General features: G+C 70.9%; 22 protein-coding genes, 2 pseudogenes and 1 other annotated feature. Of the genes and pseudogenes, 15 read left to right on the top strand and 9 right to left on the bottom strand.

Annotated features, from left to right (window positions below; genetic code table 11):
- Positions 1–241: 241 nt before the first annotated feature.
- Both DA075_RS36800 and DA075_RS27940 read left to right on the top strand, forming a co-directional pair.
- Positions 242–586, top strand: a complete 345-nt coding sequence (locus DA075_RS36800) for an Hpt domain-containing protein (RefSeq protein WP_091891016.1) — start codon at positions 242–244, stop codon at positions 584–586.
- A gap of 32 nt (positions 587–618) precedes the next feature.
- A complete protein-coding gene (locus DA075_RS27940) occupies positions 619–1,071 on the top strand; it encodes a Ros/MucR family transcriptional regulator (RefSeq protein ID WP_099956004.1) in 453 nt (150 codons plus the stop codon).
- 542 nt (positions 1,072–1,613) lie between these two features.
- On the opposite strand, the gene DA075_RS27945 is transcribed toward DA075_RS27940, so the two are convergent.
- Entirely contained in the window at positions 1,614–2,087 is a 474-nt protein-coding gene (locus DA075_RS27945) for a YidB family protein (protein WP_099956005.1), read from the bottom strand.
- Between the two features lie 189 nt (positions 2,088–2,276).
- Here DA075_RS27945 and DA075_RS27950 point away from each other — a divergent pair, with 189 nt between their 5' ends.
- Complete coding sequence (locus tag DA075_RS27950) at positions 2,277–2,600, top strand: ArsR/SmtB family transcription factor (protein WP_091891003.1); 324 nt, start codon at positions 2,277–2,279, stop codon at positions 2,598–2,600.
- A gap of 6 nt (positions 2,601–2,606) precedes the next feature.
- On the opposite strand, the pseudogene DA075_RS27955 reads toward DA075_RS27950, so the two are convergent.
- Both DA075_RS27955 and DA075_RS27960 read right to left on the bottom strand, forming a co-directional pair.
- A pseudogene (locus DA075_RS27955) lies at positions 2,607–3,924 on the bottom strand (ATP-binding protein).
- The gene (locus DA075_RS27960) at positions 3,921–4,583 is read right to left on the bottom strand and encodes a response regulator (protein WP_091890996.1); all 663 of its coding nucleotides are present in this window, start codon (positions 4,581–4,583) and stop codon (positions 3,921–3,923) included. Before DA075_RS27960 ends, DA075_RS27955 begins: the two are co-directional and overlap by 4 nt.
- A 159-nt stretch (positions 4,584–4,742) precedes the next feature.
- Here DA075_RS27960 and dsbD point away from each other — a divergent pair, with 159 nt between their 5' ends.
- Genes dsbD through DA075_RS27980 form a run of 4 tightly spaced genes read left to right on the top strand, consistent with a single transcriptional unit; the run spans position 4,743 to position 8,397 of the window.
- Entirely contained in the window at positions 4,743–6,425 is a 1,683-nt protein-coding gene (gene dsbD / locus DA075_RS27965; RefSeq protein WP_244936642.1) for a protein-disulfide reductase DsbD, read from the top strand.
- A gap of 40 nt (positions 6,426–6,465) precedes the next feature.
- On the top strand, positions 6,466–7,101 hold the full coding sequence (locus DA075_RS27970; RefSeq protein ID WP_099956006.1) for a DsbA family protein: 636 nt from the start codon (positions 6,466–6,468) through the stop codon (positions 7,099–7,101).
- On the top strand, positions 7,101–7,949 hold the full coding sequence (locus tag DA075_RS27975; RefSeq protein WP_099956007.1) for a L,D-transpeptidase: 849 nt from the start codon (positions 7,101–7,103) through the stop codon (positions 7,947–7,949). Before DA075_RS27970 ends, DA075_RS27975 begins: the two co-directional genes overlap by 1 nt.
- Positions 7,936–8,397 carry a DsrE family protein gene (locus DA075_RS27980; RefSeq protein ID WP_099956008.1) on the top strand — a complete coding sequence of 154 codons (462 nt, stop codon included), beginning with the start codon at positions 7,936–7,938 and terminating at the stop codon, positions 8,395–8,397. The genes DA075_RS27975 and DA075_RS27980 overlap by 14 nt, the downstream gene beginning before the upstream one ends.
- Positions 8,398–8,651: 254 nt before the next feature.
- Here the strand turns inward: DA075_RS27980 and DA075_RS27985 are convergent.
- Positions 8,652–9,835, bottom strand: a protein-coding gene (locus DA075_RS27985; protein ID WP_099954489.1) for an IS3 family transposase whose coding sequence is annotated in 2 segments (ribosomal slippage) — positions 8,652–9,571 and positions 9,571–9,835 — 1,185 coding nt in all. Because the reading frame shifts where the segments join, the coding sequence is not laid out codon by codon here.
- A gap of 484 nt (positions 9,836–10,319) precedes the next feature.
- On the opposite strand from DA075_RS27985, the gene DA075_RS27990 reads away from it, so the two are divergent.
- A protein-coding gene (locus tag DA075_RS27990) for an IS3 family transposase (protein WP_099956009.1) occupies positions 10,320–11,548 on the top strand; the annotation gives its coding sequence in 2 pieces (ribosomal slippage) (positions 10,320–10,614 and positions 10,614–11,548; 1,230 coding nt in all).
- Positions 10,601–10,717: a sequence feature (AL1L pseudoknot), on the top strand. It overlaps the preceding gene by 117 nt.
- Before the next feature lie 567 nt (positions 11,549–12,115).
- On the opposite strand, the gene cueR is transcribed toward DA075_RS27990, so the two are convergent.
- Together cueR and DA075_RS28005 are read right to left on the bottom strand one after the other, a co-directional pair.
- The gene (cueR, locus tag DA075_RS28000) at positions 12,116–12,610 is read right to left on the bottom strand and encodes a Cu(I)-responsive transcriptional regulator (RefSeq protein ID WP_099956855.1); all 495 of its coding nucleotides are present in this window, start codon (positions 12,608–12,610) and stop codon (positions 12,116–12,118) included.
- 16 nt (positions 12,611–12,626) lie between these two features.
- Positions 12,627–15,191 carry a heavy metal translocating P-type ATPase gene (locus DA075_RS28005; RefSeq protein WP_099956011.1) on the bottom strand — a complete coding sequence of 855 codons (2,565 nt, stop codon included), beginning with the start codon at positions 15,189–15,191 and terminating at the stop codon, positions 12,627–12,629.
- 209 nt (positions 15,192–15,400) lie between these two features.
- Between DA075_RS28005 and DA075_RS28010 the strand changes: the two genes are divergently transcribed.
- The 5 genes from DA075_RS28010 (at position 15,401) to DA075_RS28030 (ending at position 19,289) form a co-directional block, all read left to right on the top strand.
- The gene (locus tag DA075_RS28010; RefSeq protein WP_174800129.1) at positions 15,401–15,604 is read left to right on the top strand and encodes a heavy-metal-associated domain-containing protein; all 204 of its coding nucleotides are present in this window, start codon (positions 15,401–15,403) and stop codon (positions 15,602–15,604) included.
- 126 nt (positions 15,605–15,730) lie between these two features.
- Complete coding sequence (locus DA075_RS28015) at positions 15,731–16,135, top strand: hypothetical protein (RefSeq protein WP_099956012.1); 405 nt, start codon at positions 15,731–15,733, stop codon at positions 16,133–16,135.
- Between the two features lie 328 nt (positions 16,136–16,463).
- Positions 16,464–16,940, top strand: coding sequence for a hypothetical protein (locus tag DA075_RS28020; RefSeq protein ID WP_123834462.1), 477 nt, complete (start codon positions 16,464–16,466; stop codon positions 16,938–16,940).
- A 5-nt stretch (positions 16,941–16,945) separates the two neighbouring features.
- Positions 16,946–18,301: an adenylate/guanylate cyclase domain-containing protein gene (locus tag DA075_RS28025; RefSeq protein WP_099956014.1), complete on the top strand. Its 1,356-nt coding sequence runs from the start codon at positions 16,946–16,948 to the stop codon at positions 18,299–18,301.
- 160 nt (positions 18,302–18,461) lie between these two features.
- Positions 18,462–19,289 carry an aminoglycoside adenylyltransferase domain-containing protein gene (locus DA075_RS28030; protein ID WP_099956015.1) on the top strand — a complete coding sequence of 276 codons (828 nt, stop codon included), beginning with the start codon at positions 18,462–18,464 and terminating at the stop codon, positions 19,287–19,289.
- Positions 19,290–19,975: 686 nt separating this feature from the next.
- Here DA075_RS28030 and DA075_RS38640 read toward each other — a convergent pair.
- A complete protein-coding gene (locus tag DA075_RS38640) occupies positions 19,976–20,320 on the bottom strand; it encodes a zinc ribbon domain-containing protein (RefSeq protein WP_099956016.1) in 345 nt (114 codons plus the stop codon).
- Between the two features lie 9 nt (positions 20,321–20,329).
- Complete coding sequence (locus DA075_RS28040; RefSeq protein WP_099956017.1) at positions 20,330–20,722, bottom strand: transposase; 393 nt, start codon at positions 20,720–20,722, stop codon at positions 20,330–20,332.
- Positions 20,723–21,057: 335 nt separating this feature from the next.
- On the opposite strand from DA075_RS28040, the pseudogene DA075_RS28045 reads away from it, so the two are divergent.
- Positions 21,058–21,439 (top strand): annotated as a pseudogene (locus DA075_RS28045) (transposase domain-containing protein); the annotation flags it as partial.
- A 465-nt stretch (positions 21,440–21,904) separates the two neighbouring features.
- On the opposite strand, the gene DA075_RS28050 reads toward DA075_RS28045, so the two are convergent.
- Positions 21,905–22,549 (bottom strand): hypothetical protein, encoded by a 645-nt coding sequence (locus tag DA075_RS28050; RefSeq protein WP_099956018.1) that lies wholly within the window; start codon positions 22,547–22,549, stop codon positions 21,905–21,907.
- A 320-nt stretch (positions 22,550–22,869) separates the two neighbouring features.
- Here DA075_RS28050 and DA075_RS28055 point away from each other — a divergent pair, with 320 nt between their 5' ends.
- Positions 22,870–26,166 carry a DEAD/DEAH box helicase family protein gene (locus tag DA075_RS28055; RefSeq protein WP_164712502.1) on the top strand — a complete coding sequence of 1,099 codons (3,297 nt, stop codon included), beginning with the start codon at positions 22,870–22,872 and terminating at the stop codon, positions 26,164–26,166.
- Positions 26,167–26,265 lie beyond the last annotated feature (99 nt).

Consider the following 26,265-nt stretch of genomic DNA (forward strand, 5'->3'; position numbering starts at 1 on the left):
TCCAGCCCTCGCGGCGGCTGCCTTCGGCGTCGGCCTCGGCTTACGCCCCATCCAGGCCCCGCTTCCAGGTAACTTGCCAACGCTGGTTGTCATGTCCGCCCTTCGGCGTGGAAGCCATCCCGGGGCGCACCATCGACCATCCCGCCATGCCCGCGGCAGGCTCGACGCAGGCGGTGCGAGTAGTTCTTGCATCGCCTTTCGCCGGGCGTTGAACGCGAAACCGTACCGACGCGAGGACCCAATGCCGGACACGCCAGCCGACCTCAATCCACAGACCCACCGGCAGGTGGCCAAGCTGTTGGGACCGGCGCAGGCGGCCGAGATGATGGCCCTGCTCAGGGAGACACTGGTCCGGCTCGGTGACATGCCCGAGCAGGAGTTCGCCGGGCCATCCGGCCTGGCCCTGGTCCACCGCCTCAAGTCGGAATCCGGCCTCATGGGCTTCGACCGGCTCGCTCAGGCCTGCGAGGCGGTCGACACCGCCGGCGCCCGTGGCGCCGTCCCGCCGCAAGACCTGCGAAGCCTGCGAGTAGCTATCGCCTCGGCGCTGGCCACGGCCGACGCGCTCGGCGAGGCCGAGCCCTAATATCCCGCTTCCCCCAACCGAGGTCACCCCCAATGCGCAAAGCCGAACGTCGCGTCCTAGCGGACGCGGTCGCGTTGTCGTGCCGTATCGTGTCGGCCTACGTCGCGGGCAACGCCGTGCCGCCGGCACAGGTGCCTGCCGTGATCGCGGACGTATACGCGGCCCTCCACGGTCGACGCCAAGCCGCTCCCGAGCCGACCGCGCCACGGTTGCTGTCGTCGGCCCAGGTCCGGGCCTCCCTCGGCCCCGGCGGCATCCTGAGCTTCGAGACCGGCAAGCGCTACGCCTCGCTCCGGCGGCACCTGGGCAGTCTCGGCCTCAGCCCTGACGCCTACCGGCTGAAGTGGGGCCTGCCGCCGGACTACCCGATGGTGTGCCCGTCCTATTCGGCGCTGCGCGCGGACATCGCCCGGAGCAACGGTCTCGGTCGCGCCGGCGTCCCACCGGACGGCCTGGAAATGAGCGGTCGGGCCGCCGCAGGGTGAGCCTCGACCCCGGCGTCAGCGTCGATCGCCAGCGTGAGCTGCCCGTCCTGACGGAAGGACAGCGCCAGCGTAACAAGGTCGGAAGCGACCGCATCGAAGCCGATGCAGCAGGCTCCCGGGACCAGACGCCGGCAGCGCCGCAGCGCTATGGACACTACGTTCAGGTCGCGCCCAGGCATCAGCGTTCGGCTGTCACTCATCGGGCGATCCTGAAAAGGGACGCTCCGTTTCCAACCAACGCGAGGCGAAAAGCTGGCAGTCGGGTCCATCTCCGGCATGGACGACGGGCATGCTCCGAATTGCGCGAATGCAGCCTTCAAACGTCAGGACCTTAACCGCCACGTGGCGGTCCGTACGACCAGGCCTCCTGGAAACGGTTCCGGTACCTGAACCTTTCCACGCCATGAAGAGGCAGCAGGCCGTCCATGGCGGCCAAGGAACGCATCCGCCCGCGGGATGTCACAACGCCGGCTGGAGACCTCGAACGCCTCGGTAACGGGGCGCTGCAGCCATGGACCGTCGAGGTTCGGGGGACCGCTAGCCTAGGCAGGCATCCGACCGTCTGGAGTGTAGCGGTCGACGGCTTGGGGCAGCTCCCGCGACAGGCGGGAGAGAAGCTCCTCGCGGGACAGGCCGGTGCGCTGGGTCAGGGTTGTGAGGACTTCCGGCCCGATGGCCTGCTCGAGTTGCTGAGGCGGAAGCTCCTGATTAGGCCCCTGGGCGACCCAGGACTGCGCGGCCGCCCCGTGGCCGGCCTGCTGAAAGCGCTGGAGCACCTCGCCCAAGCCGCTGTTCAGGAAGCCGCCGGGCGCCTCGCCGCGCCGGTCGCCCAACAGGCCGCCGAGAAGCCCTCCAAGGCCACTGCCCGTACCGCCGGTCGTCTGGCCGGGGCCGGCGGGCGCGGGCGCGGCTTGCCCGGCACCGCCCAGCATCTCGGCGATCTTGTCCCGGTTCTGGTAGCCGGCCAGGGCCAGGAGGCCGAGCAGCGCCGTCATCGAAGGGTAGCCGTCACTCATGGGTCGTCTCCGGCTTACGACGGATAGGCGGTGGCCATCCGCCGATGGGGTCAGGTCGGAAAACGCGCCTAGGCGCCGATGCGATGCATCCCCCGATGGTCTGCGGCTCGGGAGAAGACAGCTGCATGCAGTGACATTATATTAGGAGGACCTAAATAAGCTGGATCTGCCATTTAGGGACACGAACCGATGTACGCCGTCACGTCGACCGACCTAATGCGGCTTCAGGACAAGGTCACCGACGCGGCCCGCCTGCTCCGCCTCCTCGCCAACGAGAAGCGGTTGCTGATCCTGTGCCTACTGGTCGCCCGCGGCGAGATGGACGTGACCAGCCTCGCGCGAGAGGTCGAGCTCAGCCAGTCGGCCCTGTCGCAGCACCTCGCCAAGCTGCGCGAGGACGGGTTGGTCGCCTTCCGACGCGAGAGCCAGACGATCCACTATCGGCTGGAGGACCCTAGGGCCGCGCGGGTGCTGGCGACCCTCAAGGATATCTTCTGCCCGGAACTCGGCTGATCGGTCTCAGCTCGGGAGGATCTCGGCCTCGAGCCCCGGGCGATCCGTCCGGTTGCGCAGCCGCAGGCTGAGGCCACTCCGGCGGGACGCCATCTCGGCGATGGCGAGGCCGAGGCCGCTACCCGTCGCGCTCTTGTGGCACCCTCGGAAGAACCGTGTCGTGACGTGGGGCAGTTCGTCCTCCGGAATGCCCGGCCCCTCGTCGCGGACGACGATGCCCCCGCCATCCGGCCGGGCGACCCACGCCACCGTGCCTGTCTCCATGTGCTGCACGGCGTTCTCGTGCAGGTTCCGGACGGCGAGGCGCAGGCCTTCCGGGTCGGCCAGCAGCGTATAGCCCCGTAGCCCCGGATCGATCTGGGTCCGGACCCCGGGTGGCATCCGCATGCCTTCAACGGTTTCCGTTACCAGCGCGCCGACGTCGACCTCAGCCAGGGAAGGCGCCTCCCCCGCGGCGTCGAGCCGGGCGGCGTCGAGCAACTGGCGGACGAGGCGCGTGGTCCGGTCGACGGCCGCCACGATCTGGCGCAAGGCTGCCTTCGCCACGTCCGGGTCGGTGGCGGCCATGGCGACCTGCGCCTGAACCTTGAGGCCAGCGAGCGGGGTGCGCAGCTCGTGCGCGGCGAACGCCGTCACCTCCTGTTCGTGCCGACGGGCCGATTCGACCTTGAGGAACAGCCCGTCGAGGGCGTCGGCCAGGGGGCGGACCTCGGCGAGCGCGGCGGCTCGCGTCGATGGCGCTCATGTCGTCCGCGTCGCGACCTGCGAGGTCGCGCGCCATCAGCCGCAACGGTCGCAGGCCGCGCCCGAGGCTCGCCCAGATCAGCATCCCCAACAGCGGCACCACGAGCAGCACGGGCGTGACCAAGCCCATGATGAGGTCGTTGACGAGGCGCTCGCGCAGGCCGAGGCGGTCGCCGACCATCACGCGAACGCCTTTGCCGGCGTCCTCCACCGTGAAGACACGCCAAGTCTCGCCGTCGACCTCGCGCTGCGAGAAGCCGGCGGGCGCATCCGTCAGGCGCCGCTCCGGGGCCCCGGTCGACCGCGCGACCATGCGCCCGTCGAGCGACCAGATCTGACATGAGAGCTGCCGCTCGTAGGCGGTCTGCGCCGGGATGGTGCGGATAGCCCCGTCCGGTCCCGGGCCGCCGACCGCGCCCACCAGGGAACTGACCATGCGGGCTGCTTCCTGCAGGCGGTTGTCGAGGACCTGCTCCACCTCGCGCTTTGAGCCAAAGTAGATCCAGGCGACCGCGCTGAGCCAGATCAGGCCGGTGGCGAGCAGCAGGATGGCGAACAGCCTGGCGCGGAGCGACCTCATGTCAGGGCCCTCATGCGGTAGCCGAGGCCGCGCACCGTTTCGATGGCGTGTCGGCCGATCTTGGCGCGCAGGTTGTGCATGTGAACCTCGACGGCATTGCTCTCGACCTCTTCCTGCCAGCCGTAGAGGCGCTCCTCCAACTCCGCTTTCGAGCGAAGCACGTCAGGTCGTTCCATGAGGGCCGCCAGAACCATAACCTCGCGCCGGGAGACGGCGACCGGCACACCGTCGACGGTGACGGCGAGGCTGCCGGGATCGAGCCGGATGGCGCCGTGTTCCAGGATCGCCGCGGCCCGCCCCGAAGCCCGCCGGACGACGGCGCGGATGCGGGCGGAGAGCTCGTCGAGGTCGAAAGGCTTGCCGAGATAGTCGTCGGCGCCCCCGTCGAGCCCGGCGATCCGGTCGGCCACGGCGTCCCGGGCCGTCAGCAGGACGACCGGCGTCCGGTCGTTCCGGCGGCGAAGCCCCCGCAACACGTCGAGGCCAGAGCCATCGGGCAGCATCAGGTCGAGCACGATGGCCGAGAACGCGCTCGTGGCGAGCGCCGCCTCGGCGTCGGCGCAGGTCGCGACGCAATCGACCGTCGCCCCGGCCAAGCCCAAACCAGCCCGGAGCCCGTCCGACAGGATGGTGTCGTCCTCGACGACGAGGATGCGCATGCGTGTCTCCCTTCACCGCCTCCATCCTCCGGGCCCCGCTTAAGCCTGGCTTAAGCTGCGTTTCCGATCCGCGTCGGGCCGATCCGAGCCCGGACCCCACCTATGCCGAACGTGTTCACCCACCTTGTCCTCGCTGCCCTGCTCTGAACCGGCTCCTCGCTGTGGTCGCCGGGGCAGTGCCGCGAGCCCGGTGCGAGGCCGACGCCCTTCACCGTCGATGTCACCCGTGACCCCGACCTCTCGCTGCGCCTGCGATGGACCATCGCCCCCGGCACCTACCTCTACCGTGACAAGATCGCCGCCTCCGACGGAAGCGGCAGGGAGCTGCCCGTCGGCACCCAGCCCGGCGAGACCAAGGACGACCCCAACTTCGGGCCGACGGAAGTCTATCACGGCGCGACGGAGGCCATCGTTCCAGGTGCGGCTCTCGCGGGGCTGCGCGAGGTGCGCGTCACCTATCAGGGCTGTGCCGAGAAGGGCATCTGCTACCCGCCGATCAGCAAGGTCATCGAGGTCCCCGCGGGAGGTCCACAGGCGACCGCCGAGACGCCGGCCACTGGCGCGCAGACCGAGCCCGAGAGCGGCCTGCTCTCGGGCCAACTCGCGGGCGTCCTGGCGACCTTCCTCGGGCTCGGCCTGCTCCTGGCCTTCACCCCGTGCGTGCTCCCGATGGTCCCGGTGCTGGCCGGCATGCTGGCCCGGTCCGGGGAGCGGCTCTCGGCCGGGCGCGGCTTCGTCCTGTCCGGCACCTACGTGTTCGCGATGGCGCTAGCCTACGGGACGCTTGGCGTGGCGGCGGCATGGTCCGGGCGCAACCTCCAGGTCGCGCTCCAGACTCCCACTGCGCTCGGACTGCTCGCCGCGGCCTTCGCCTCCCTGGCCTTGTCGATGTTCGGCGTGTTCGACCTGGCGCTGCCGTCCGGTGCCGCCGGCCGCCTGTCGCGACTGAGCGTAGGCAGGCTTGGCGCGCTTGGTGGCGCCTCCGTCATGGGGTTCACCTCCGCCCTGATCGTCGGGCCCTGCGTGACGCCGCCGCTCGCCGCGGCACTCCTCTATGTCGCCCAGACCGGAGACGTGGTGCGGGGTGCCGCCGTCCTGTTCGCGCTCGGCCTCGGCATGGGCCTGCCGCTGATCGCGTTCGGGACGTTCGGGGCAGGGATCCTGCCGAAGTCAGGCCCATGGCTCGTCGTCGCCAAGCAGGCCTTCGGGGTGGTCTTCCTCGCGTTGGCCATCACCATGGTCTCGCGCCTCGTGCCGTCCGAGGTCTCCCTCGTGCTTTGGGGCGCGCTGGCGATCGACATCGGCGTGTTCGTCGGGGCGTTCGACGTCGTCACGGCGGGCGCCGCGGGCCGGCTGGGCAAGGGCGCTGGTATCGTTGCCGTAACCTACGGCTGCGCCCTCGTCGTCGGCGCCGCGAGCGGCGGGACCGACCCGCTCCGGCCGCTCGCCGGACTCGGCCGGACGCAGGCAGCCCACGTCGAGGAAGGCCGGACTGTCTCCTTCGTCCCGGCTTTCGAGGCCGCCCTCGCGGCGGCCCGTGCCGCGGGCAAGCCGGTGCTCGTCGAGTTCGCCGCCGACTGGTGCACCGTCTGCAAGACGAACGAACGGACGGTCCTGGCCGATGCCGACGTCCGAGCGAGGCTGAGGGCCGTCTCGGTGATCCGCGCCGACGTCACCCGCGACGACGACGCCACACGCGCCCTGATGCGGCGCTTCGAGGTCGTCGGACCGCCAACCCTCATCCTGATGCGACCCAACGGCGCCGAGGTCCGCGAGGCCCGCACCGAGGGCGAATTCACGGTCGATGACCTGAAGCGTCGTCTCGCCCTCGTCGGCGCCTGAGCCACCCCCTTTCGACAAATTAAGTTTCACGGAGACCACGATGGACCGCAGGACCCTGCTCGCCCTTCTGCCCGCCGCCGCGCTTGCGCCCGCCCTGCTCTCGCTGGCGCCGCCGACCGAGGAAGCCTTCGCCCAGGGCGTCGACCCCAACGCGATCTTCAACGACCCGCAGGCGCCGGTCTCCGGTAACCCGAAGGGCGACCTGACCATCGTCGCGTTCCTCGATTACAACTGCCCCTTCTGCAAGAAGGCCGAGCCCGACCTTCTCCGGCTGGTGAAGACGGACGGGCGCATCCGCCTCGTCCACAAGGACTGGCCGATCCTCGGGGACGCCTCCGTCTACGGCGCCCAGTTCGCCCTCGCGGCGCGCTACCAGGGGCGCTACGAGACCGTCCACGCGGCCCTGATGGGCATTCCGGGCCGCGGCATCACCAAGGAACGGATGCGGGAGGCGGTCGAGGCCTCCGGCGTCGACATGACCCGGCTGGAGCGGGACCGCATGGCACTTGCCGGCGAGATCGCGGGCTTGCTCCAGCGCAATCTCGACCAAGCCGACGCCCTCGGCCTGCAGGGAACCCCGGTCTTCCTAATCGGCCAGCTAAAGGTCGCGGCGGCGCTCGATTTCGACGGTTTCAGGCAGGCGGTCGTCCAGGCCCGCGCGCGAGGACGCTCGTGATGCCGCGGCCCCTCCGCCTTCCGACGGTGATCGCCCTCGCCTCGGCGCTCGGCGCCTGCTCGACCTCGCAGGGGGCGCCGGCCTCCGTCGCGGTGGCCCGGCAGCAGATCGCCCCGGAGGTCTTGCGCCGGTACGCCGCCGTCACGGACGAACCCTTCCCGGTCGAGGCGGTCGACCCGCGTGACCTCAAGGCGCGCAACGTCCGCCAGTTGGTCGACTTCCCGTCGAAGGAGCCGCCCGGCACCCTCGTCGTCGATCCATACAAGCGCTCTCTCTACCCCGTCATGGAGGGCGGCAAGGCGATGCGCTACGCGGTCGGGGTGGGCAAGGCCGGATTCGAGTTCACCGGCGAGGCGACCGTCGCCCGCAAGGCTTCCTGGCCGCGATGGGCGCCGACCCCCGACATGCTCCGGCGTGATCCGGAGCGGAACGGGCGCTGGGCCGGCGGCATGCCGGGCGGCGACAGGAACCCGCTCGGGGCCCGGGCGCTCTACCTGTTCAAGGACGGCAAGGACACGCTGTACCGCATCCACGGCACGACGGAGCCCTGGAGCATTGGCGAGGCGGTGTCCTCGGGATGCATCCGCATGCTGAACCAGGACGTGATCGACCTGCACCGGCGCGTCCCCACCGGCACGAAGGTGGTGGTGCTCGGGTCCCGGGGCACCGTCCACGCCGCACGGCCAACAGCGCCGGAGCCGACGGGCAGCCTCGGGAACAGCGCATCCGCCGGACTGACGCCGGACGACGGCCTCGATCATGCGGGGCTCGACGACCTTTCGCGCAACGCGTCGGAAGCACCCGAGCCTCCGGCCTACGACAGGGAGGCGGACGATGACGGTCTTTAGGAGCCTGATGATCGCGGTCGTTCTTGCGACCCTGGGCTTAGGAGCGGCTCATGCCGGCTCGGAGGCGCCGGCCGGGTACTACGCCGACCAGAAGGTGGTCTACCACAATGACGGCGGCCTCGACGGAGCCGCCTACTTCAAGCGCCTTCTCGGCAACCTGCGCAACTACGTCGAGGCGGTGGGCAAGGCCCATGTCGAGATCCGCGTGGTGAGCCACGGCGACGGGGTCGCGCTCTTCCAGTCGGCCGTGAACGACAAGGAGGTCGCCGCCCGTATCGATGCCCTCAAGGGGATAGGAGTCCGGTTCCTCATCTGCGCCAACACTTTGCGCGAACGGAAGATCGACCGTGGCACGCTCTACGGCGTCACCGAGGACGACGTCGTGCCGAGCGGTGTCGCCGAACTGGCGCGGCTGCAGGGCATGGGATTCGCCTACATCCATCCGTGAGTTGGTCGAACGGGGGAAGACGATCTTCTCGTCGGCATCGACGCCACGCCATCGATGGCGTCTGCCCAAAGGCGAAGGCGTCCGTGCGCCATCGCACCCCCTCAGCGCATCCCAATCCAGGCCGTCGGTTTCACGCTTGCTATTACATTAGTTGATGCTAAATAAGAGTTATCTAATGTGCCGGCTCGGCAGGGCAGGACGTCCCTTGCAGCCAGCCGGGTGATCAGCCCCCACGAGGTGGCCCGAGTGGAATGTTAGTGGACCGTGGGCCTTTCCACCACGGGTAGCTTGGCCGGCGGAGCCGGTCGGGCGAGCGCAGCCGGCCAAGCGGGCAAGGCCGGCACGAACACCTCCGGGGCCGGCGGGCGATAGCCGAGCGAGGCGTGCGGCCGAACTCCGTTGTAGTGTCTCCTCCAGCTCTCGATCAGGATCTGCGCCTCCCGCAGCGAGTAGAAGATCTCCCCGTTCAGCAACTCGTCCCGTAGCCTCGCGTTGAAGCTCTCGATGTAGCCGTTCTCCCACGGTGAGCCAGGCGTGATATAGGCCGTCTTTGCGCCCACGGCGGCGATCCACTTCTGCACAGATTGTGCGATGAACTCCGGCCCATTGTCAGAGCGAACGTGCGCAGGTACGCCACGCAGGATGAACAAGTCCGAGAGCACATCGATCACGTCCGGGGCCTTGAGCTTGCGCGCCACCCGGATGGCCAGGCACTCGCGGGTGAACTCGTCGATGACGTTCAGCAGGCGGACCTTGCGCCCGTCATGCGTGCGCGCCTCGACGAAGTCGTAGGACCAGACATGATCGCGGTGCTCGGGCCGCAGCCGGACACAGGAGCCATCCCCGTCCCACAACCGACCCTTCTTGGGCTGGCGAGCCGGCACCTTGAGCCCCTCCTGCCGCCACAGCCGCTCGACCCGCTTGTCGTTGACCAGCCAGCCCGCCGCCCGCAGCAGGGCGGCGATCTTGCGGTAGCCGTAGCGGCCGTACCGGCGCGCCAGCTCAATCAAGTCGGCGAGCAGCGCCGCCTCGTCGTCTCTCCCCCGCGGCACCTTGCGCTGCGTCGAGCGATGCTGCCCGAGCGCGCGACAGGCGCGCCGCTCGGAGACCGTCAGCACGGTCCGGACATGCTCGATGCAGGCGCGCCGGCGCGCGGGGCTCAGAAGTTTCCCCGGGCGGCCTCCTGCAGGATCAGCTTGTCGAGCGTGAGATCTGCGATCGCCTTGCGCAGCCGCTGGTTCTCGGTCTCCAGCTCCTTCATCCGGCGCACCTGGTCGGACTTCAGCCCGCCGAACTCCTTGCGCCAACGATAGTAGGTGACCTCCGTCACGCCGATCGCCCGGATCGCATCAGCCACGCTCTGCCCCTGCGAGACCAGCACGTCCACCTGCCGCAGCTTGGTCACGACCTCTTCCGGCTTGTGCTTCTTCGTTCCCATCGCGTCCGTCCTCCGTCGGCTCAGAGCCATACTTCAGGGCGGACCACTCCGCTGGGGGCTGACCAACGCGACTGAACCGGACATTGCAAGTTTCGAGAGCATCGCGCAGCACGCGATCATAACCGCCGCTTGCTTCAAAGATGACCCATGCTCCCTGCTTTGCACATGCAGCGGCGAAGCTTCGTGCTGCAGCAGCCGTATTTGCGATCCGGCGTGCGCCGCTGAGTACATGGTGAACGTCGAGCCAGTCCTTGGCGACATCAACTCCGACGAAGACGTCTTGCATCATGATCCCTGCTCCTGTCCTGCGGGATCGGCCGAAGCTGTCCCAATCAACTGTTCAGGCTGATGCTTCATGGCGCGGACGGCTCCCGATCCGGGAACTGGGCTCAGACACCCTGGAGGCTCGCGGGATGCCGTCCGCGGGCGCAGAGTAGATCAACAGCGACAGACAGGAGGCTCCAACTTCTGAGAGGATGGAGCCATGACGAAGCGAACAACCCCGTTTTCCCCTGAGGTGCGCGAGCGTGCCGTGCGGATGGTGCGCGAGCACGAGGGCGAGCACGGCTCGCAGTGGTCAGCGATCCAGTCGATTGCGGCCAAGATCAGCTGCTCAGGCGAGACGTTGAGGAACTGGGTGCGCCAGTCCGAGCGTGACCAGGGCGTGCGTCCTGGCCAGACGACGGACGAGCGCGAGCGGATCAAGGCGCTCGAGCGAGAGAACCGTGAGCTGCGCCAAGCTAACGAGATCCTGCGCAAAGCGAGCGCGTATTTCGCGATGGCGGAGCTCGACCGCCGGTCGCGGCCATGATCAGCTTCATCGACGATCATCGCGAGGTCTACGGGGTCGAGCCGATCTGCAGGGTGCTGCCGATTGCCCCATCGACCTACTACCTGCATGCTGCCCGGCGTGCCGATCCCGAGAAGCAACCGGTTCGTGCCCGCAGCGACGCGGCCTTGATGATCGAGATCAAGCGCGTGTTCGAGGCGAACTTCTGCGTCTACGGCGTGCGGAAGATCTGGCGGCAACTGGCCCGGGAGGGGATCGTGACCGCGCGATGCACGGTGGCGCGGTTGATGCGCCGATTGGGCTTGGCGGGGGTGGTACGTGGCAGGACCGTGCGCACCACGATCCCCGACCCAGCCGCAGCCTGCCCGCTCGATCGGGTCAACCGTCAGTTCAAGGCTCCCCGACCGAATGCCTTGTGGGTCAGTGACTTCACGTACGTGGCGACGTGGTCGGGCTTCGTCTATATGGCCTTCGTCATCGATGTGTTCGCCCGGCGCATCGTCGGTTGGCGAGCCTCACGTAGCGCTCATGCGAGCTTCGTGCTGGATGCTCTGGAACAGGCGCTGCACGAGCGTCGTCCTGTGCAGGGCAGCGGGCTGGTGCATCACTCGGACCGTGGCTCGCAATACTTAGCTCTACGGTACACCGAGCGCCTGGCTGGAGCCGGCATCGAGCCGTCGGTCGGCAGCGTCGGTGACAGCTACGACAACGCCTTGGCGGAGACGATCAACGGCCTGTTCAAGGCAGAGGTCATCCATCGACGCGGGCCGTGGCGATCCTTCGAGGCGGTCGAGTACGCCACCCTGGAATGGGTCGACTGGTACAACCACCGTCGCCTCCTCGCGCCGATCGGCAACGTTCCTCCCGCCGAGGCCGAAGCGCGCTATCATGCCAACGTCGGCGACCAAGCCCTGGCCGCCTGACCCAAGACAATCAGCCTCCGACAAACCCGGAGCGGTTCAGCCTCGACCCCCGAAGCGCCCCTTGGGCTGGCGGAGCCGGTGTCCGCGGCCACCCCTCGGATGAGGGCGCCACCCATGGAGTGATCCATGCGGCAGCAAACGGTCTCCTCAGGGCACATGCCTCCTCGGACGCCCGGTCAATGTCGCGGCGGTGCCAGACCACAGCGGCGCCCGACGCCAAGACCAACGCCGGACAGAACCCCCTCTCGGTCATCCGGTCCCGCACCGGCGCGGTCCTTACCCCGAGCGCCTCGGCCGCCATGCTGCTCAGCATGTACTCGTCCCCGAAGTCTTCGATGTCGCTCTCACGGAAAGTCGCCGAACCGGGCCCGTTGGCAGTGATCGAGCCTGGACGGGGCGGCGAGCGCACGACACACTCGTTGGTCAGCAGACCTGCCGCTGCCTGTTTCTGGGTGAGGTAGGGGCAGAGTCGTCCGACGATCATGTCCAGGGGGCAAGCGTGTCCTCCCTCTCCCAGAACATGAGCTTCCCCTCACCCGAGGTCCTACGGGTTCCTCGGGTGGCACCTCACCCCGGCGGAGCCGACACGACCTTCCTGGTCCGCTTGCCCTCCCGAAGCGCCCGGGCACCGAAGCGGAGCCCCGGCGCGGGCGATGCCACGGCCAAGTCGCCGCCCGCGCCCGCGAGATCGTCGAGTATCGGGCAGTCTGGGCGGTGGTCGCCGCCGCAGTGCTCGGCAAGGTCCGACAGCGTGCGCACCATGGCCTGCAGTTCCCCGACCTTCCTGTTCAGCGCCGCCACGTGTTCCAGCGCCACGGCCTTGACCTGCGCGCTCGCCCGGTCCCGGTCGCGCCAGAGGGCCAGCAGCCCGGAGATCTGCTCCACGGAGAAGCCGAGATCGCGGGCGCGGCGGATGAAGCGAAGCGCGTGGACGTCCGCCTCGCCGTAGTGGCGATAGCCGGAATCCGAGCGCCCGGCCTTAGCGATCAGGCCTATGCTCTCGTAGTACCGGATCATCTTGGTCGAGACGCCCGACGCCTCGGCGGCCTGCCCGATGTTCAGCATGGCAACGCTCCGCTCACTCCGCAGGGGCCACCCGTCCCGGCGCTGGGGCGAGCCCGGCCCTCCCGCCGCCGGCCGGGCCCGGGATGGCCGGCGGCGAGAAGCGCCTCAGACGCAGGGCGTTCGTGACCACGAACACGCTGGACAGAGCCATCGCGCCGGCGGCCAGGACGGGTGACAGCATCATCCCGTTCAGGGGATACAGCACGCCCGCCGCGACCGGGACGAGGGCGACGTTGTAGGCGAAGGCCCAGAACAGGTTCTGTCGGATGTTGCGCATCACCGCCCGCGACACCGCGACCGCGTTCACGACCCCGCGCAGGTCACCCGACATCAGGACGACGCCGGCGCTCTCGACGGCAACGTCCGTCCCGGTCCCCACCGCAAGGCCGACGTCCGCCTCGGCGAGGGCGGGAGCATCGTTGATGCCGTCCCCGACGAAGGCGACCTTGCCGCCCGCGGCCGAGCGAAGCCCCTTCACGGCTGCGACCTTGCCGTCGGGCAGCACTTCCGCCACGACCTCGTCAATCCCGACCTTGCGGGCAATGGCCTCGGCGGTCCGGCGATTGTCGCCCGTGACCATCGCCACCCTAAGCCCGAGCGTCCGGAGGGCCCTGACCGCGGCCGGCGAGTTCTCCCGCACCGGGTCGGCGACGGCGAGGATGGCGACCGGACGGCCGTCGACCGCGGCGTAGAGAGGACTCTTGCCTTCCCCGCCGAGCTGGGCCGCCTCGGGCGCGAAGCCGGAGACGTCGTAGCCGAGGCGGGCCATGAACCGGTCGGCCCCCACTTCCACCTTTCGGCCCCCCACGCGGCCGGAGACGCCGCAGCCCGGCACAGCCTCGAACTCCTGGACGGGGCCGACGGCCAGCCCGCGGCGCTTCGCCGCCTCCACCACGGCGGCGCCGACCGGGTGCTCCGAGCGGGCCTCGACCGCGGCGACCAGGGCCAGCACCTCGTCGCCGCCGGACCCTGCGGCCGGCGCGAGGTCGGTCAGCTCCGGGCGCCCCTCCGTCAGCGTCCCGGTCTTGTCGAACGCCACCGTGCCCACGTCACGGAGGGCCTGGAGCGCGTCGCCGTGGCGGAAGAGGACGCCGAGTTCGGCGGCGCGGCCCGTGCCCACCATGATCGAGGTCGGCGTGGCGAGGCCCATTGCGCAAGGGCAGGCGATGATCAGGACGGCGACGGCGTTCACCAGGGCGAGGCCGAGGGCGGGCGTCGGGCCGAACGCGACCCAGGCGACGAACGTCGCGGTGGCCGCCGCCATGACGGCGGGGACGAACCAGCCGGTCACGCGGTCGACGGCGGCCTGGATCGGGAGCTTCGAGCCCTGCGCCTCCTCGACCATGCGCACGATGCGCGCGAGCACCGTGTCGCCGCCCACGCCAGTGACCCGGAAGTCGAAACCGCCAGTCGCGTTCACGGTGCCTCCGACGACCATGTCGCCCGTGTTCTTGGCGACCGGGACGGGTTCGCCGGTGATCATCGCCTCGTCCACGTGGCTGGATCCGGCGACGACCTCGCCGTCGACCGCGACCCTCTCGCCGGGGCGCACCCGGACGATATCGCCGACGCACAGTGCCGCGACCTCCACCTCGGCCTCGCCACCGTCCCGGACCACGCGCGCCGTCGTCGGAGCGAGCGACACCAGCCGCTCGATGGCGGCGCCCGTGCGTCCCTTCGCACGCGCTTCGAGGTAACGCCCGAGCAGGACGAGGAAGACGATGACGGCTGCCGCCTCGTAGTAGACGTTCCCCGTGCCCGCCGGCAGCAGCCCGGGCAGGAAGGTCGCCACAAGCGAGTAGCCGTAGGCCGCGCTCGTGCCGAGCGCCACGAGGGAGTTCATGTCCGGGTGCCCTCGCAGCAGCGCCGGGACGCCCTTCCTGAGGAAGCGCAAGCCCGGGCCGAACAGGACGAGGCCAGCGAGCGCCGCCTCGACCGTCCAGGTCGCACGCATGCCGACGGTATGCGTCACCCACGCGTGCAGCGCGGGGACGAGGTGCGACCCCATCTCGACGGCGAACAGCGGGAGCGCGAGGGCGAGCGCGAGCAGGAGGTCGCGGCGTAGGCCGGCCGCCCCGGACTCGCGTGCCTCGCGCGCCCGGTCGGTGCCCCGGTCCTCCCCGACCGTGCGCGCCTCGTATCCCGTCCCTTCCACGGCCTCCAGGAGGTCCGCCTCCCTCACGGCGCCCGCCGGGTGACGCACCGTCGCGCGTCCCGTCGCCAAGTTCACGGCGGCGCCTGTCACCCCGGGTATGCGGGCAAGGGCCTGCTCGACGCGCGAGACGCAGGACGCACAGGTCATGCCGTCAACCGCGATCTCGGTCCGAGCCTCCGGCACGGCGTAGCCCGCCTCCTCGATGGCGCGGACGGCGGCGGCCGGGTCCGCGGCGCCGGAGAATCGCACACGCGCGCGGGCCGTCGCCAGGTTCACCGCCGCTTCGGCGACGCCGGGAAGCCGACCGAGCGCGGCCTCGACCCGAACGACGCAGGATGCGCAGCTCATGCCCTCCACCGGTAGGCTGAGCTGCCGTCCCGGGGCGGCATGGTGAGTGGAAGCTTGGACGACGTCCTGACCCATGGTCGGTGCACTCCTCTGTCTCGACTTCCACGGACAGATAAGGCTTCCAACGATGGGAGGGTCAACGGGATCCCGGCGATGCCACCCACATGGACCAATGAACTGGGCGGAGCGGGATCGCACCTGCCGCGCGAAAGGCCACCGGCCCTTGACCTTCCCATCGTTGGAAGGACCATGTGGGAGGGGAACGCGCTACAAAGGAGATGGTCATGCTGCGTTTCCACGTGTCCAACATGAACTGCGGCGGCTGCGCCAAGGGCGTCACCCGTGCCGTCCAGGGTCTTGACGGTGACGTGAAGGTCGACGTCGACCTGTCCAGCCGGGAGATCACCGTCCGCGGCGCCGTCGACCCATCGCGAGTGGTGGCAGCCCTCAGGCAAGCCGGGTACGAAGCCCGGGCGCTGGGCGCCTAAATCACGCGCCTGCGGGATCCACCGGCAGCGAGTGCCGGGATCCCGCGGCCCCTGGCTTGCATTGTCCGGCACAGCCGTGAGACAGTTCAGGCGGGCGTGTTTCGAAGCGGACGAACCTTGCTATCGTTGAGGACCCTCCTCGTCGCGATGGTCGCGGCGTGCCTGGCGGCCTTCCCGGCCGGCATCTGGCGCGCATCCGCACCCATCGGCGTGACTGCGTCCCGCGCCGCGGACGGCGTGCGGTACGCGCATGGCGGGGCGGGTCACCACCATGGCATGACCGGGCCGCACGAGGACGCCCCGGTTTCGCTCACGGCCGAGCCCGATGACGACGGCTGCATGCATCACGCGTCCGGCGGCAAGCGCTGTGCCCCAACCTGCTGCGGCTTCGCCTGCCATGCCTTCGAGCCCTCGCTCGCGCCCGGGCTGACGGACCCGCCCAGCCGCACCTCCGATTGCCACGTGACGAACGACGAGCAAGTCGAGGGCGGCACGCCTTTCCGCATCGAGCGCCCACCCAGGGCAGCCTGAACCGGGGCGGACCCGCGTCCACCTCGCGCGAGGCTTCCGTCAGCGGAACTCATCGCGTCGCTCGACTGACCGGTTCGCGTCCTTGCCCGCGGGCAAGGCCATGTCCCGTGCCTGCCCCCTTCGGCCGCTTGCCTGACGCCACCCGGCGGCGGACCGGGAACCGCTGCCTCGTCGAGGCGGAGGGCGAGGCGGCGTGACCACCGACCGGTCGTCCATTCGCGTGTCCCGAACGGCACCACCCGCGCCGCGTCCTGCCTGGCCTATGGCGAGGCTCGCGCAGGCCGGTCGTGCCCAGGGACCGACCAGGCCATCGTACCAGGATCGACCAGTGACAACGAACTTGTTCCGGGCATTCGCCGCGGCCGGGGCGCTTGCCCTCGTGGCCGGGCCCGCCCTGTCGCATGACGAGGGCGCCACGGCGGGCGGGATCCACATCGAGGGGATCGCCGCCACCCCGGCGAGACCAGGCGAGACGAGCCGGGTCACGTTCACCATCGAGAACGACGGGCCGGACCGGGCCGTGCTGGTGGGACTGCTCCTGCCCACCGGCGAGCCGTCGCAGGTGCGCGGGTTCCTGGGTGGGGGCCACAGCGCCGCGATGGCCGGCGTGCGCGTCGGGGCGGGTGACGTCTACGGGCTCGGCGACCGCACGGCCTGGATCGACATCGGCCCCCTTCGGAACGAGCTGCCGGACGGCGCGACGGTCCCGGCCGTCATCCGGTTCGACAGCTTCGATGTTCCGGTCACGCTGCATGTGGGCGGCATGCCTGCGGCCGGCACACCCTCGGCCCGGGCATCCCGGTGAGCGGCATGCCACCACCTCCGATATCGCTGGCCGACACCGCCGGGCTTTTCTCGGCGGAGCTGCCCGCCCGGATCGAGCAGGGCTTCGAGCGGCGGGCGCTGGCCCCCCGGATCGGGGTCGTCCTCATCCTCCTGCTGGGTGCCCTCGCCGACTACGGCCACGGCGAACGCACGGGCCATTGGGTCGTGCTCGGGGCTTACGGCCTCGTCACGCTGCTGGCGGCGGCCGGCGCCCGGGCGCGGTCCGAACGCGTCCGCTCTTGGCTCCCGCTCGCGGCGACGTGCGCCGACGCGGCCATCGCGGTCTACGTGGTCGCCGACCACGTGCCTCGTTACAGCGGCGAGGCCCACCTCGCGACCGACGCGGTCAGTCTATTGCCGGCGTACCTGTTCCTGCTGCAGACCGGCATGCGTCTCAGGCCCCGGCTCGCCGCGCTCTTCGCGGCGCTCGTGGCCGCCGGGTGGGCGACGGCGCTGGCCTTGCTCCTCGACCCCGCGCGCCTCGGTCCGGACGGCGCGCACGTCCTGGTCCGCCAGGGGATGGGCCTCGCTGCGTTCGCTGTCGCGTCGGGCTTCGTCGTGTCGACGACGGCGTGGATGCGTGCCGCGGCCGCCGCGGCGTTGCGCGCCGGGGAGGAGCGGCTGATGCTGTCCAGGTTCCTGCCGGACGGCGTGGCCACCGAGGTCGTCCGCACGGGCGGCACGGCTTCCGTGGCCGAGCGCCACGCGACCCTGCTCAGCGTGGACCTGCGGGGTTCCTCGGCTCTCGCCAGGGCGTACCCGCCTGCGCTCTCCATCGCTTGGCTGCTGGAATTCCGGCGGCTCGTCCATGACGCGGTGACGACCCATGGCGGCGTAGTCGACAAGTACGTCGGCGACGGGGTGCTGGCGCTGTTCCTCGACGGCGATGCCGGCGAGCAGGCTGGCCGGGCACTGGCCGCAGCGGAGGCGATGCTCGACACCCTGACCGCGCTGAACCGCGAGCGGTCCAGGGCGGGGCGCCCGACGCTGCGGGTCATCGCCGCACTGCACTGCGGCCCGGTCCTGGCCGGCGTGTTCGACGACGGCCGGCGCGCCGAGTTCACGGTGCTCGGGACGGTCATGAACGACCTGTCGCGGATCGAGCGGCGCGCCAAGGAGGAAGACCTGGATGTGGTCGCCAGCGCCGACGTCCTGCGCCGGTTCGGCGCCGACGCGCCCGAACGGCTGGCTCCCCGCTCTTTGCCGCCCTCGGGGGAAACAACCCTGCCGCGCCTCTTCGCACTCCGCCTCGGCGCAGCCGAGCGGCCGGCGGAGAAAGGCGGGCGCGGCCTCCCGTCAGCCTCCCCCTCCATTGTCACCGACCCGGGAAGCGTGCCGTGAAAGCCACCCCGTCGTCCGGCACAGCGCCTTCCCCCGCCGAAGGCAGCGGCACGCCCGGCTTTGCAGGCCCCCACGGAAGGAACGTCGCCGCGCCCGACGACGCGACGTGGCGACGTTCCGTCCGCTCCCCGCGAGTGATGAACGGAAGGAGGCCGCGACCATGACACGCCCCGTAAAGCGCTGTCCGAAAGGAATTCCGCTGCTGCGCTCGTCCTGGTCCGCCCTGACGCCAGTGGATCCAGGGGCGGCCGAGGCCGCGCAGGCCTACCTCGCCCTCGCCGACGCCGCCCTGCCCGGCCTCGTCCGGTCCCTCCACCTCGTGGGCTCCGCCGTGCTGGGCGACTTCCGGTCCGGGTCGAGCGACGTGAACTTCGTTGCCGGGACGCACGGTCCGGCCCCGACTCAGGCGCTCGAAGCCGTTCACCAGGACATCGCGCCCGGGCATCCGCTCTCGCGACTCGACGGGATCTACGTCACGGAAGACGAGTTGCGCCTCGGGACGTGGGAGGTGACCGGACCGCAAGTTCGACGCGGGCGGTTCATCCCCACCGGACCGCACGGGCGCCGGGCACTGGATCGGTACGCGTTCGCGACCGGCGCCGTCGCCGCCCGAGGGACGACGCCGACGGGGCTGGAGCATCGCATCTCGTCGCGGGACATCAACCGCGACCTCGTGCTGCTGGCGGGGAAGGCGGTCACGGCCGCCCGTCGCGCGGCGCCGAGCGCCTGGGAGGCGTCCTCCCTCGTCCTCGGCACCGCGCGCTTGCACTACACCCTGCTCACCGGGCGGGTGACGACGAAGACCGACGCCGGCCTGTACGGACTGGTTACGTTCTCGCCGTGCTGGGCGTCGGTCCTCGACCGGGCCTTAGCCGTCCGACGGGACGGCGCGGGTTCCGCGGCGGTACTCCAGGCCGGGGAGGTCGAGGCTTTTGCCGCCATGGTCGCCGCCGACATGGAGGAACTCGCCCCGGAGGCGCGCGGATGACGTTCACGTCGGCGCGGGTTCCGTTCGGCGTCGCGGCGTTGCTCCGCCTACGCGGGTCGCGACGTGGACATCCCGGGCGCGGCAGCCACGCGTCCGAGCGCGCCACGGGGTCGCCGCGTGCCGTCGCTCGAAGGGCGCTTATGGCGCGCTTCGGGCATCGCGCCCTTGTGGGGGCTAAACGGCTTCTCAAGCGGCTTTGAGCTCGTCACAGGGGGCGGGATCAGAAGATCAGGTACACCGCCACAACAGTGGCAACGAGGGTCAGGGCACATCCCAGAATGGAAATCGGTTCTTCGCCGTTTCCTCCGTCTCGGAATCGTACCACAGCGCCTCATCGTCATGTGTCACGGCGGTCTTCCTCGCTTGTCCCCTGCCGGGATTGGGCGCTCCCAGAGGGTTCAGGCCTGAGCGTTAAATCGCAGCCAACGGCATGCCGGGGGTGCCGCGACGGATCGTCGCGTGCCTGCAACGCGGGACCAACCGAAAGGGGGGTTGCCGCAAGGTGGATCGTGCCTGCCGGCACGCCGGCCCGGAAGGCGAAGCGAGGGCAAGTGGGCCGCGACTGCCCCGAAGCGATGCTTGGTTCGGATCGGATCCAGGCGGACGTGCTCGGGCGTCAGGCTAGGTCGAGGCCGAGCCGAATGTCTGCAGGACCATTCCCGGACGAGGGCGGACCGACATTTCGGTCATTCGTCATTTGGGGTTGATGGCCCCGCGTGACTTTCTCTAGCGCCGCCCTCAGACGGCGAGGAGCGTCCCGGGACGACGCACGGCCCGACGGCCCGCGTTGGCGCCCCCGAGGGGCTGCCCCCCTCGCTCGCGGCCTTGGCCGCGAGACCTCGGTCGCGGATCACCCCGGCCGAGTTCACGTCACGATGCTCGTCCAGCCCGCACGGGCAGACGTGCTGGCGCAGCGATAGCGGCTTTGGCACAACCGCCCCGCATCGCCGGCACTCCTGCGACGTCCCCCTGGCATCGACGCAGATCAACTCGCCACCGGCCCTCGCAGCCTTGTAGCGGACGAACTGCACGAGCTTGCCTCATCCCGCATCGAGGATGGACCTGTTCAACCCCCTCTTCTGGGCGACGTGCGTGCCCGGCTCCTCGACAGTCCCCGCAATCGAGCGGGTCATGTTCCGGATGCGCAGATCCTCCAGCACGACGAGCGCATGCTCGCGCGCCAGCCGCGCCGAGACGCGGTGGAGATGCTGGTCCCGCGTGTTCGCCACCGCCCGGAGTTGGCGCGCCAGCCGTGCCTTGACCTTGCGCCGGCGGTTCGAGCCCTTGCGGCATCGTGCGAGCGCCCGGCGGGACACCCGGATCTCGCGCTCGCGACGCGAGGCTGGTCGGACGTTCGGGATGCGGCAGCGCCTCGACGCCAAGGTCGCCGCCCACCGCCTCGCCGGCGGGTGGCGTAGCCGCCACCACCTCATTGGTCTCGACGGTGAAGCCGACGTACCGGTGCCGGCCCTTGCGGGTGAACGTCACGCCCAGGATCTTGGCGTCGGACGGAAGCGCCCGGTCGTGGTTAAGGCGGATCGGGCGGTCAAAACCCTTGAGCCGGATGCGGTCGCCCTCGTGCCGCAGGCCTGCGGCCTCAAGCAGGCCGAAGGTGTTCCAGCGCGAGACTGGCTTGAAGCGTGGGAATCCAGGCTTGAGCCCGCGCTTGATCCGTCCGAAGAACCCGGTGAAGCCGTCCTCGACGCGCTTGAGCGTCCAGCGACCCATGTTGGCCGGAGCGGCCAGCCTGGTCGTCGCGCTGGGGGGGCTGCGGGAGAACCGGGCCCGGCTGTCGGCCAAGACGCCGATGGCCGGGGTGATGGACTTCCTGTTCAAGCTCTGGGCGGCGTTCATGCGCTTCCTTGAGGACGGGCGGGTCTACCTGAGCAACGCCGCCGCCGCCGAGCGGGCGCTGCGCGGGATCGCGGTGGGCCGCCGCAACTGGACGTTCGCTGGCTCGGACGCGGGCGGACGGGCGGCGCGCGGCGGCGCTGTACACGCTGACCGAGACCGCCAAGCTCAACGCGGTCGATCCCCGGGCCTGGCTGGCCGACGTGCTGGCCCGACTGCCGGCCCATCCCGCGCGCCGGATCGACGAACTCCTCCCCTGGAACTGGACACCGCCCCAGCAATCCCAGAGTGCCGCCTGACCTCGCGAGCGCGCAATGATGCTCGCCGCGCGGCCGTCGCCGAACGCGTACGGTGACTGACGTGCACCATCCTCTCAGGATGCATCGGCGACCTCCATCGTCGGGACGAGCGTTCGTTCGCGATGCCTCGAACGGATGCCGGCGGGGCCGACCGGTGGCGGCGGGGCAGGACGCATGGCCGGACGGTGACCCGGATGGGCTGGCGTCCGGCCGAAGCCCGATGCGGCCCCTCCCACGCGTGGAGGGAGGCCCCCGCAGGGCGCTCCCACCCTTGGACGGCGCCGGGGAATCGGACGCGGGCCCAATTTCGGGGGCCGCCCGGAAAGCCACAAACGGCACCATCGGCACGCGGGCGCCGCTCCGCCGGCTTCGCGCCCTGACCGCCCGGCCCGGGCGGCGTCTTTCACCCGGGCCGGACGCCGCGGAGGCGTCGGGGCAAGCGTTCCTTCGCGACCCGGACCGCGCCTACCGAACGGGACTCCACCCAACGCACCTCTCCAGCAGGCGGGTCGGGTGCCTCGCATAGTCGATGCCCGTTCCCTGCTCGTCCTCCGCGGCGGCGAAGGCGGCATAGTGAATGGATTGCAGGAAGGCGTTCCCGGGCAACCGGTCGGCGAGGAGCAGTATCGGCCCGACGCCGCCGCCGTGGGCGAGAGCGAGCCGGCCTGCGGCGAGGGCTCCCGCCAGGTCGGCGAGCAGGCGCCTGTCGTCGGGCCGGAACGCGGCGAGCGCCGCGCTCGCCTCGTCGTAGGCGGTCGCGAGGGCGTCGTCCTCCTGCCAGGCGTCGTGAAAACCCTCGCCGTCGCGCAGGTGCTTCCGGCGCACCCCCTGCCGCTTGGCGGCCCAGTCCCGGGCGTAGGCGTCGTTGAGGACGAGCAGCGTGGCCAGCTTCGGGTCGTCGTGCTGCACGAACGCCCAGTCGGGTCCGGCCGGTTTCGGCCGGCACAGGGCATCCTCGACCGTGATGGCGTCCTCCGCCACGCCGAGCCACGCGCGGAGCCCGGCGCAGCCGTGCTCGTGCTCCGCCTTGCAGTCGTGTCCCAGGGCCACGCCCCATGGGCTGCCGCCTTCCCCGAGCAGGACGACGCGGTTCTGGTTTCCGGCCTTCATGTCAGCCTCCGGGATGACGCGGCGGGAGCGCCTGACAGGGGAGACGATCGCCGCTTTCGCAGGAATGGCAAGGGCGCGCCCGTACCGGGTCGAGCCGGAGGGGCGCGCGCCGGCCGGCCCGGCCCCGGAACCTGTCGTCGGCGCGTTCGTGCGCCCGGTGTCCGCCGACGGAGCCGACCGTCCGTCGAGGCGTCGCGTCGTCAGCGATGGCGCCCGGGTTGTGGATTGCCCGGTCCTTCCCAAACTGGGCACGAGGCGGCCGCGCGCGTCGCGTCGGAGTGAAGGAATTGAGCGGGTCGGGGTCCTGGTTCGCGGACGCGATGCGCGGGAGCGCCGCCGGTCTTGGGGGCACGCACCTCAAGGTCCACGACCTGCTGCGCGCGCTCCCCCTGCAGGCGGTGCGCAACAACCTCGTCGCCGGGCTCGGGCACGCCGGCTCCCGCGGCCGACCGCTCTGGGACCACCAGGCCGAGACCCTGGCGGCGTTGGCGGCCCACCTCGCCGACCCGGCGTGCGACCCGCGGGCCCTGGCGGTGATCCCCACCGCGGGCGGCAAGACCGAGATCATCGTCAGGCTGGTGGAGGCGACCGGTCTCGACGCGGGCGGCGCGCGCCTGGCGGTCCCGACCATCGTGCTGGAGCCCTCGCGCCACCTCATCCGGCAGACAGTCGAGACGTTCCGCGAGCGCTTCCCGGCCCTGCAGGTGTCCGGGCTCCTCGCGCCGGACGACCGGCCGCGCAACGTGACGGTGATGAGCTACGATCTCTTCGTCAACATGCTCCGCGACGGCAGGCTGCTCCCCGGCGACGTCGGGGCGGTCGTCATGGACGAGGCCCACCGCGGGCTCTCGGACCTGCGGCAGGACCTGATCCGCCGGTTCCTCGACCACGCCGTGGTCACGGCGTTCAGCGCCACGCCCGCCTTCGACGCGAACAAGACCGTGCACGCGCTGCTCGGCTCGGAGAACGAGGTCATCAAGGTCGCGGACGAGCGCCTACGGCGCGAGGGGATCATCTCCCCCGTGGCCAACTACGTCCTGCGCGTCGACGTCGTCGGCGCCCTGCCGGACGACCCCGCCCTCAGGCGCGCCATCCTCAGGAAGGCCGGACACGAAGCCCTGGTCGGCTTCCTCGCCACCTACGAGGAGCCGGCCACGGGCCTGCGCCTGCGCGACAAGGCCTTCTTCGGCTACGCCAACGGCATCCGGCAGGCCGAGGGGCTCGCCGCCGCGATGACGGCGGCGGGCATGCCGGCCCGCGGGGTCAAGGGCAGCGACGGCCTGGAGGCGTTGAAGGCCAACCTTCTAGACCTGCGGGACGGGCACCTGCGGGCGCTGGTCAACGACAAGGTGCTCGTGGAGGGGGTGAACCTGCCGCAGGCGCGCGGCGTGGTCGCCTTTGATGCGACCTCGTCCCTGGTCAAGCACGTCCAGCGCTGCGGGCGCGCCAGGCGCCTCGACCCCGCGCTCGACCGATCCGACCCGCGGCAGATGTCCTCCGTGGTCGAGGCGATGGTCTGCATCGACGGGATGCCGCTCGACACGCAGCGCATCTACGCCGAGGCCATCGGCGACCTGTCGGTGGCCCGGGTCTACGACACGCCCCGCCAGGACGCGGCGGCGCTCGCGCGCGAGATCGTGCGGGACCGGCCGGCGGAGGCGGGCGGGGAGGAGGACCGGGAGGAGGCGTCCGAGATGGACGAGGCCATCGGTCGCCTGGAGGAGGGCCGACGGTCGGGCGCCAGAGGGGCGGGGCCCCGCGCGCCCGTCGACGCGGAGCGGTGGGCGGACGCCTTCTCGGTCATGGGTAGCCTGGATGGCATCCACTACCTGCTCGCCGAGCGCGAGGGCCCGCGGCGCCTGGAAGGCATGCTGCACCGCGTCCAGGTGGCCCGCGCCATCGGCATCCGGACGGACGACCCCCACCTCAAGGACCTGTTCGGCGAGTTGGAGGAGGCGGCGCGGGCTGGCCTGACCCCTGAGGTCGCGGGCGTCGCCGTCCATGCGGGCTTCCACAGGTTCGAGCGCCAGCGCGCGTTCTACGTCCACGTCGACGACGTGCCACGCGTCGGCGTCGAGGTCTTCAGGCGATCCGGGCGGACGCTGGCGGCCGGGACCATGCCGGACAACTTCGGCGCCGAGCGCCAGGCCGGATGGCTGACGCGCACCGAGGCCGCCTTCGCCTGCAACCTGAACCCCTACCACCCCGCCTTCACGGCCGTCTGGGACGCGGCGCTGGCCGGCACGCTCGGCGCGTTCGAGGGCGGCCCCCTGATCCGGCTGCTGCGCGACGGCGGCAAGCCCAAGCTCCACGTGCACGAGCGGGGATTGGAGGTGTTCCGCCGGCACCTGGGCGTCCAGGGTCCCACGCTGCCCGCCAAGCGCGCCGACCAGGCGTCGGTGTGGGAGGTGATGCGCGCGCTGGGCGTCAGCAAGCGCCTGACCCGGTTCCGGGAGCAATGGGACCGGATGGTCGAGGACTGCATGCGGGACGGGCAGGTCGTCCGGGACGGGCGCCGGGTTGGGTTCGGGTTCGTCCGCGGGGCGAACGGCAGCCCCGTCCCCGCGCTGGACAGGGCCGAGATCGCGTGGTTCGCGCAGCTCACCGGCGTCGCCGGCCTGATCGAGCCGTCCGAGGAGTGGCTCACCATCAACGAGGCGGGGCGCGCCATCTCGACGTCGCCCTACGCCACGCCGGCGCTCAAGGATCTCTGGATGGAGATCCGGCGCTCCTACGAGGAGACCGGCGTCGGCAGGGCGGCGGGCCGGGAGTGGCACAGCGCGATGGCCAAGGGGACGGAGGTCGGCGCCTTCCGGCTGCACCGGTCCGAGATGGACGCGCTCGCCGCCGCCATCGGGCGCGGCAGGGACCGGCTCATGACCGACGAGTGGCTGAGCGCGAAGAAGGTCGCCGCCCTCCTGAACCAGAACCCGGACAGGGGGAGGTTCCGCGAGGTGTGGGACGGCCTCCTCGAATGCCTGGAGGCGGGGGAGCCCCCCGTCCTGGATGGCGTGGCGTTGCGTATGGAGGCCCGCCTACTGGGCGGCAAGCCCGTCCCTTGCCTGCACGTCTCGGAGGTCGACGCGCTCGGGCGCATGACGGGCGGGCGCAGGTCCGCCGGACCCAAGGGCGACGCGTGGCAGGGGATGGCCGACGCCGCCGGCCATTTCGGGAAGCATCCGACGGACCCGACCTTCCGGCGGTCCTGGCAGGCCCTGGTGGTGGCGGCCGAGGACGGGCCGGTGCTGGACGGCGCACGCGCCGTGAGGTTCGAGTACCGGACGGCGACGAAGGCCGTCTGGTGCCTTCACCGGGACGAGCTCGAATGGTTCGGCAAGCGAACCTGGCCGAAGCGGCGTCCCCCCGTGCCGAGGCCCTACGTCCCCCTCGCGGACCTGCGCGCGGGCGAGGCCGTCGAGGGGGCGTTGGACGCCTTCGACCTCGTGGCCGAGGAAGTGGACGGGCTGCTCGCCGACGCTTCGCCCCTGTCGCTCCTCGGGCGGGAGGGGTTGCGCTTCGAGCGGCTTCCGGAAGGCGGGCTGGCCGTCCATCCGGACGACGTCGCCGGGTTTCTCGATTCCGTAAGGGAACTCTCCGAGACCGCCCCTTCGCCGTAAGTGGTTGAGGGGTCCGGCACCGCCATGAGGTGGGATGCGGCGCAGACCTGACGGCGCAGTCCCCCTTCCCATAGGCCGGGCCGCGCGCGGGGGGAGCCG

Source organism: Methylobacterium currus (genome assembly GCF_003058325.1).
Taxonomy (GTDB): domain Bacteria; phylum Pseudomonadota; class Alphaproteobacteria; order Rhizobiales; family Beijerinckiaceae; genus Methylobacterium; species Methylobacterium currus.

Excerpts from the sequence above, each read along its gene's own strand:
- DA075_RS28040 (WP_099956017.1), bottom strand. The coding sequence starts at position 20,722 with ATGAGGTGGTGGCGGCTACGCCACCCGCCGGCGAGGCGGTGGGCGGCG.
- DA075_RS28005 (WP_099956011.1), bottom strand. The coding sequence starts at position 15,191 with ATGGGTCAGGACGTCGTCCAAGCTTCCACTCACCATGCCGCCCCGGGA.
- DA075_RS36800 (WP_091891016.1), top strand. The coding sequence starts at position 242 with ATGCCGGACACGCCAGCCGACCTCAATCCACAGACCCACCGGCAGGTG.
- DA075_RS27975 (WP_099956007.1), top strand. The coding sequence starts at position 7,101 with ATGCCGCGGCCCCTCCGCCTTCCGACGGTGATCGCCCTCGCCTCGGCG.
- DA075_RS28050 (WP_099956018.1), bottom strand. The coding sequence starts at position 22,549 with ATGAAGGCCGGAAACCAGAACCGCGTCGTCCTGCTCGGGGAAGGCGGC.
- DA075_RS28025 (WP_099956014.1), top strand. The coding sequence starts at position 16,946 with ATGCCACCACCTCCGATATCGCTGGCCGACACCGCCGGGCTTTTCTCG.
- DA075_RS28055 (WP_164712502.1), top strand. The coding sequence starts at position 22,870 with ATGCGCGGGAGCGCCGCCGGTCTTGGGGGCACGCACCTCAAGGTCCAC.
- DA075_RS27970 (WP_099956006.1), top strand. The coding sequence starts at position 6,466 with ATGGACCGCAGGACCCTGCTCGCCCTTCTGCCCGCCGCCGCGCTTGCG.
- DA075_RS27945 (WP_099956005.1), bottom strand. The coding sequence starts at position 2,087 with ATGAGTGACGGCTACCCTTCGATGACGGCGCTGCTCGGCCTCCTGGCC.
- DA075_RS28010 (WP_174800129.1), top strand. The coding sequence starts at position 15,401 with ATGCTGCGTTTCCACGTGTCCAACATGAACTGCGGCGGCTGCGCCAAG.
- DA075_RS27950 (WP_091891003.1), top strand. The coding sequence starts at position 2,277 with ATGTACGCCGTCACGTCGACCGACCTAATGCGGCTTCAGGACAAGGTC.
- DA075_RS27940 (WP_099956004.1), top strand. The coding sequence starts at position 619 with ATGCGCAAAGCCGAACGTCGCGTCCTAGCGGACGCGGTCGCGTTGTCG.
- DA075_RS28030 (WP_099956015.1), top strand. The coding sequence starts at position 18,462 with ATGACACGCCCCGTAAAGCGCTGTCCGAAAGGAATTCCGCTGCTGCGC.
- DA075_RS27980 (WP_099956008.1), top strand. The coding sequence starts at position 7,936 with ATGACGGTCTTTAGGAGCCTGATGATCGCGGTCGTTCTTGCGACCCTG.
- DA075_RS27960 (WP_091890996.1), bottom strand. The coding sequence starts at position 4,583 with ATGCGCATCCTCGTCGTCGAGGACGACACCATCCTGTCGGACGGGCTC.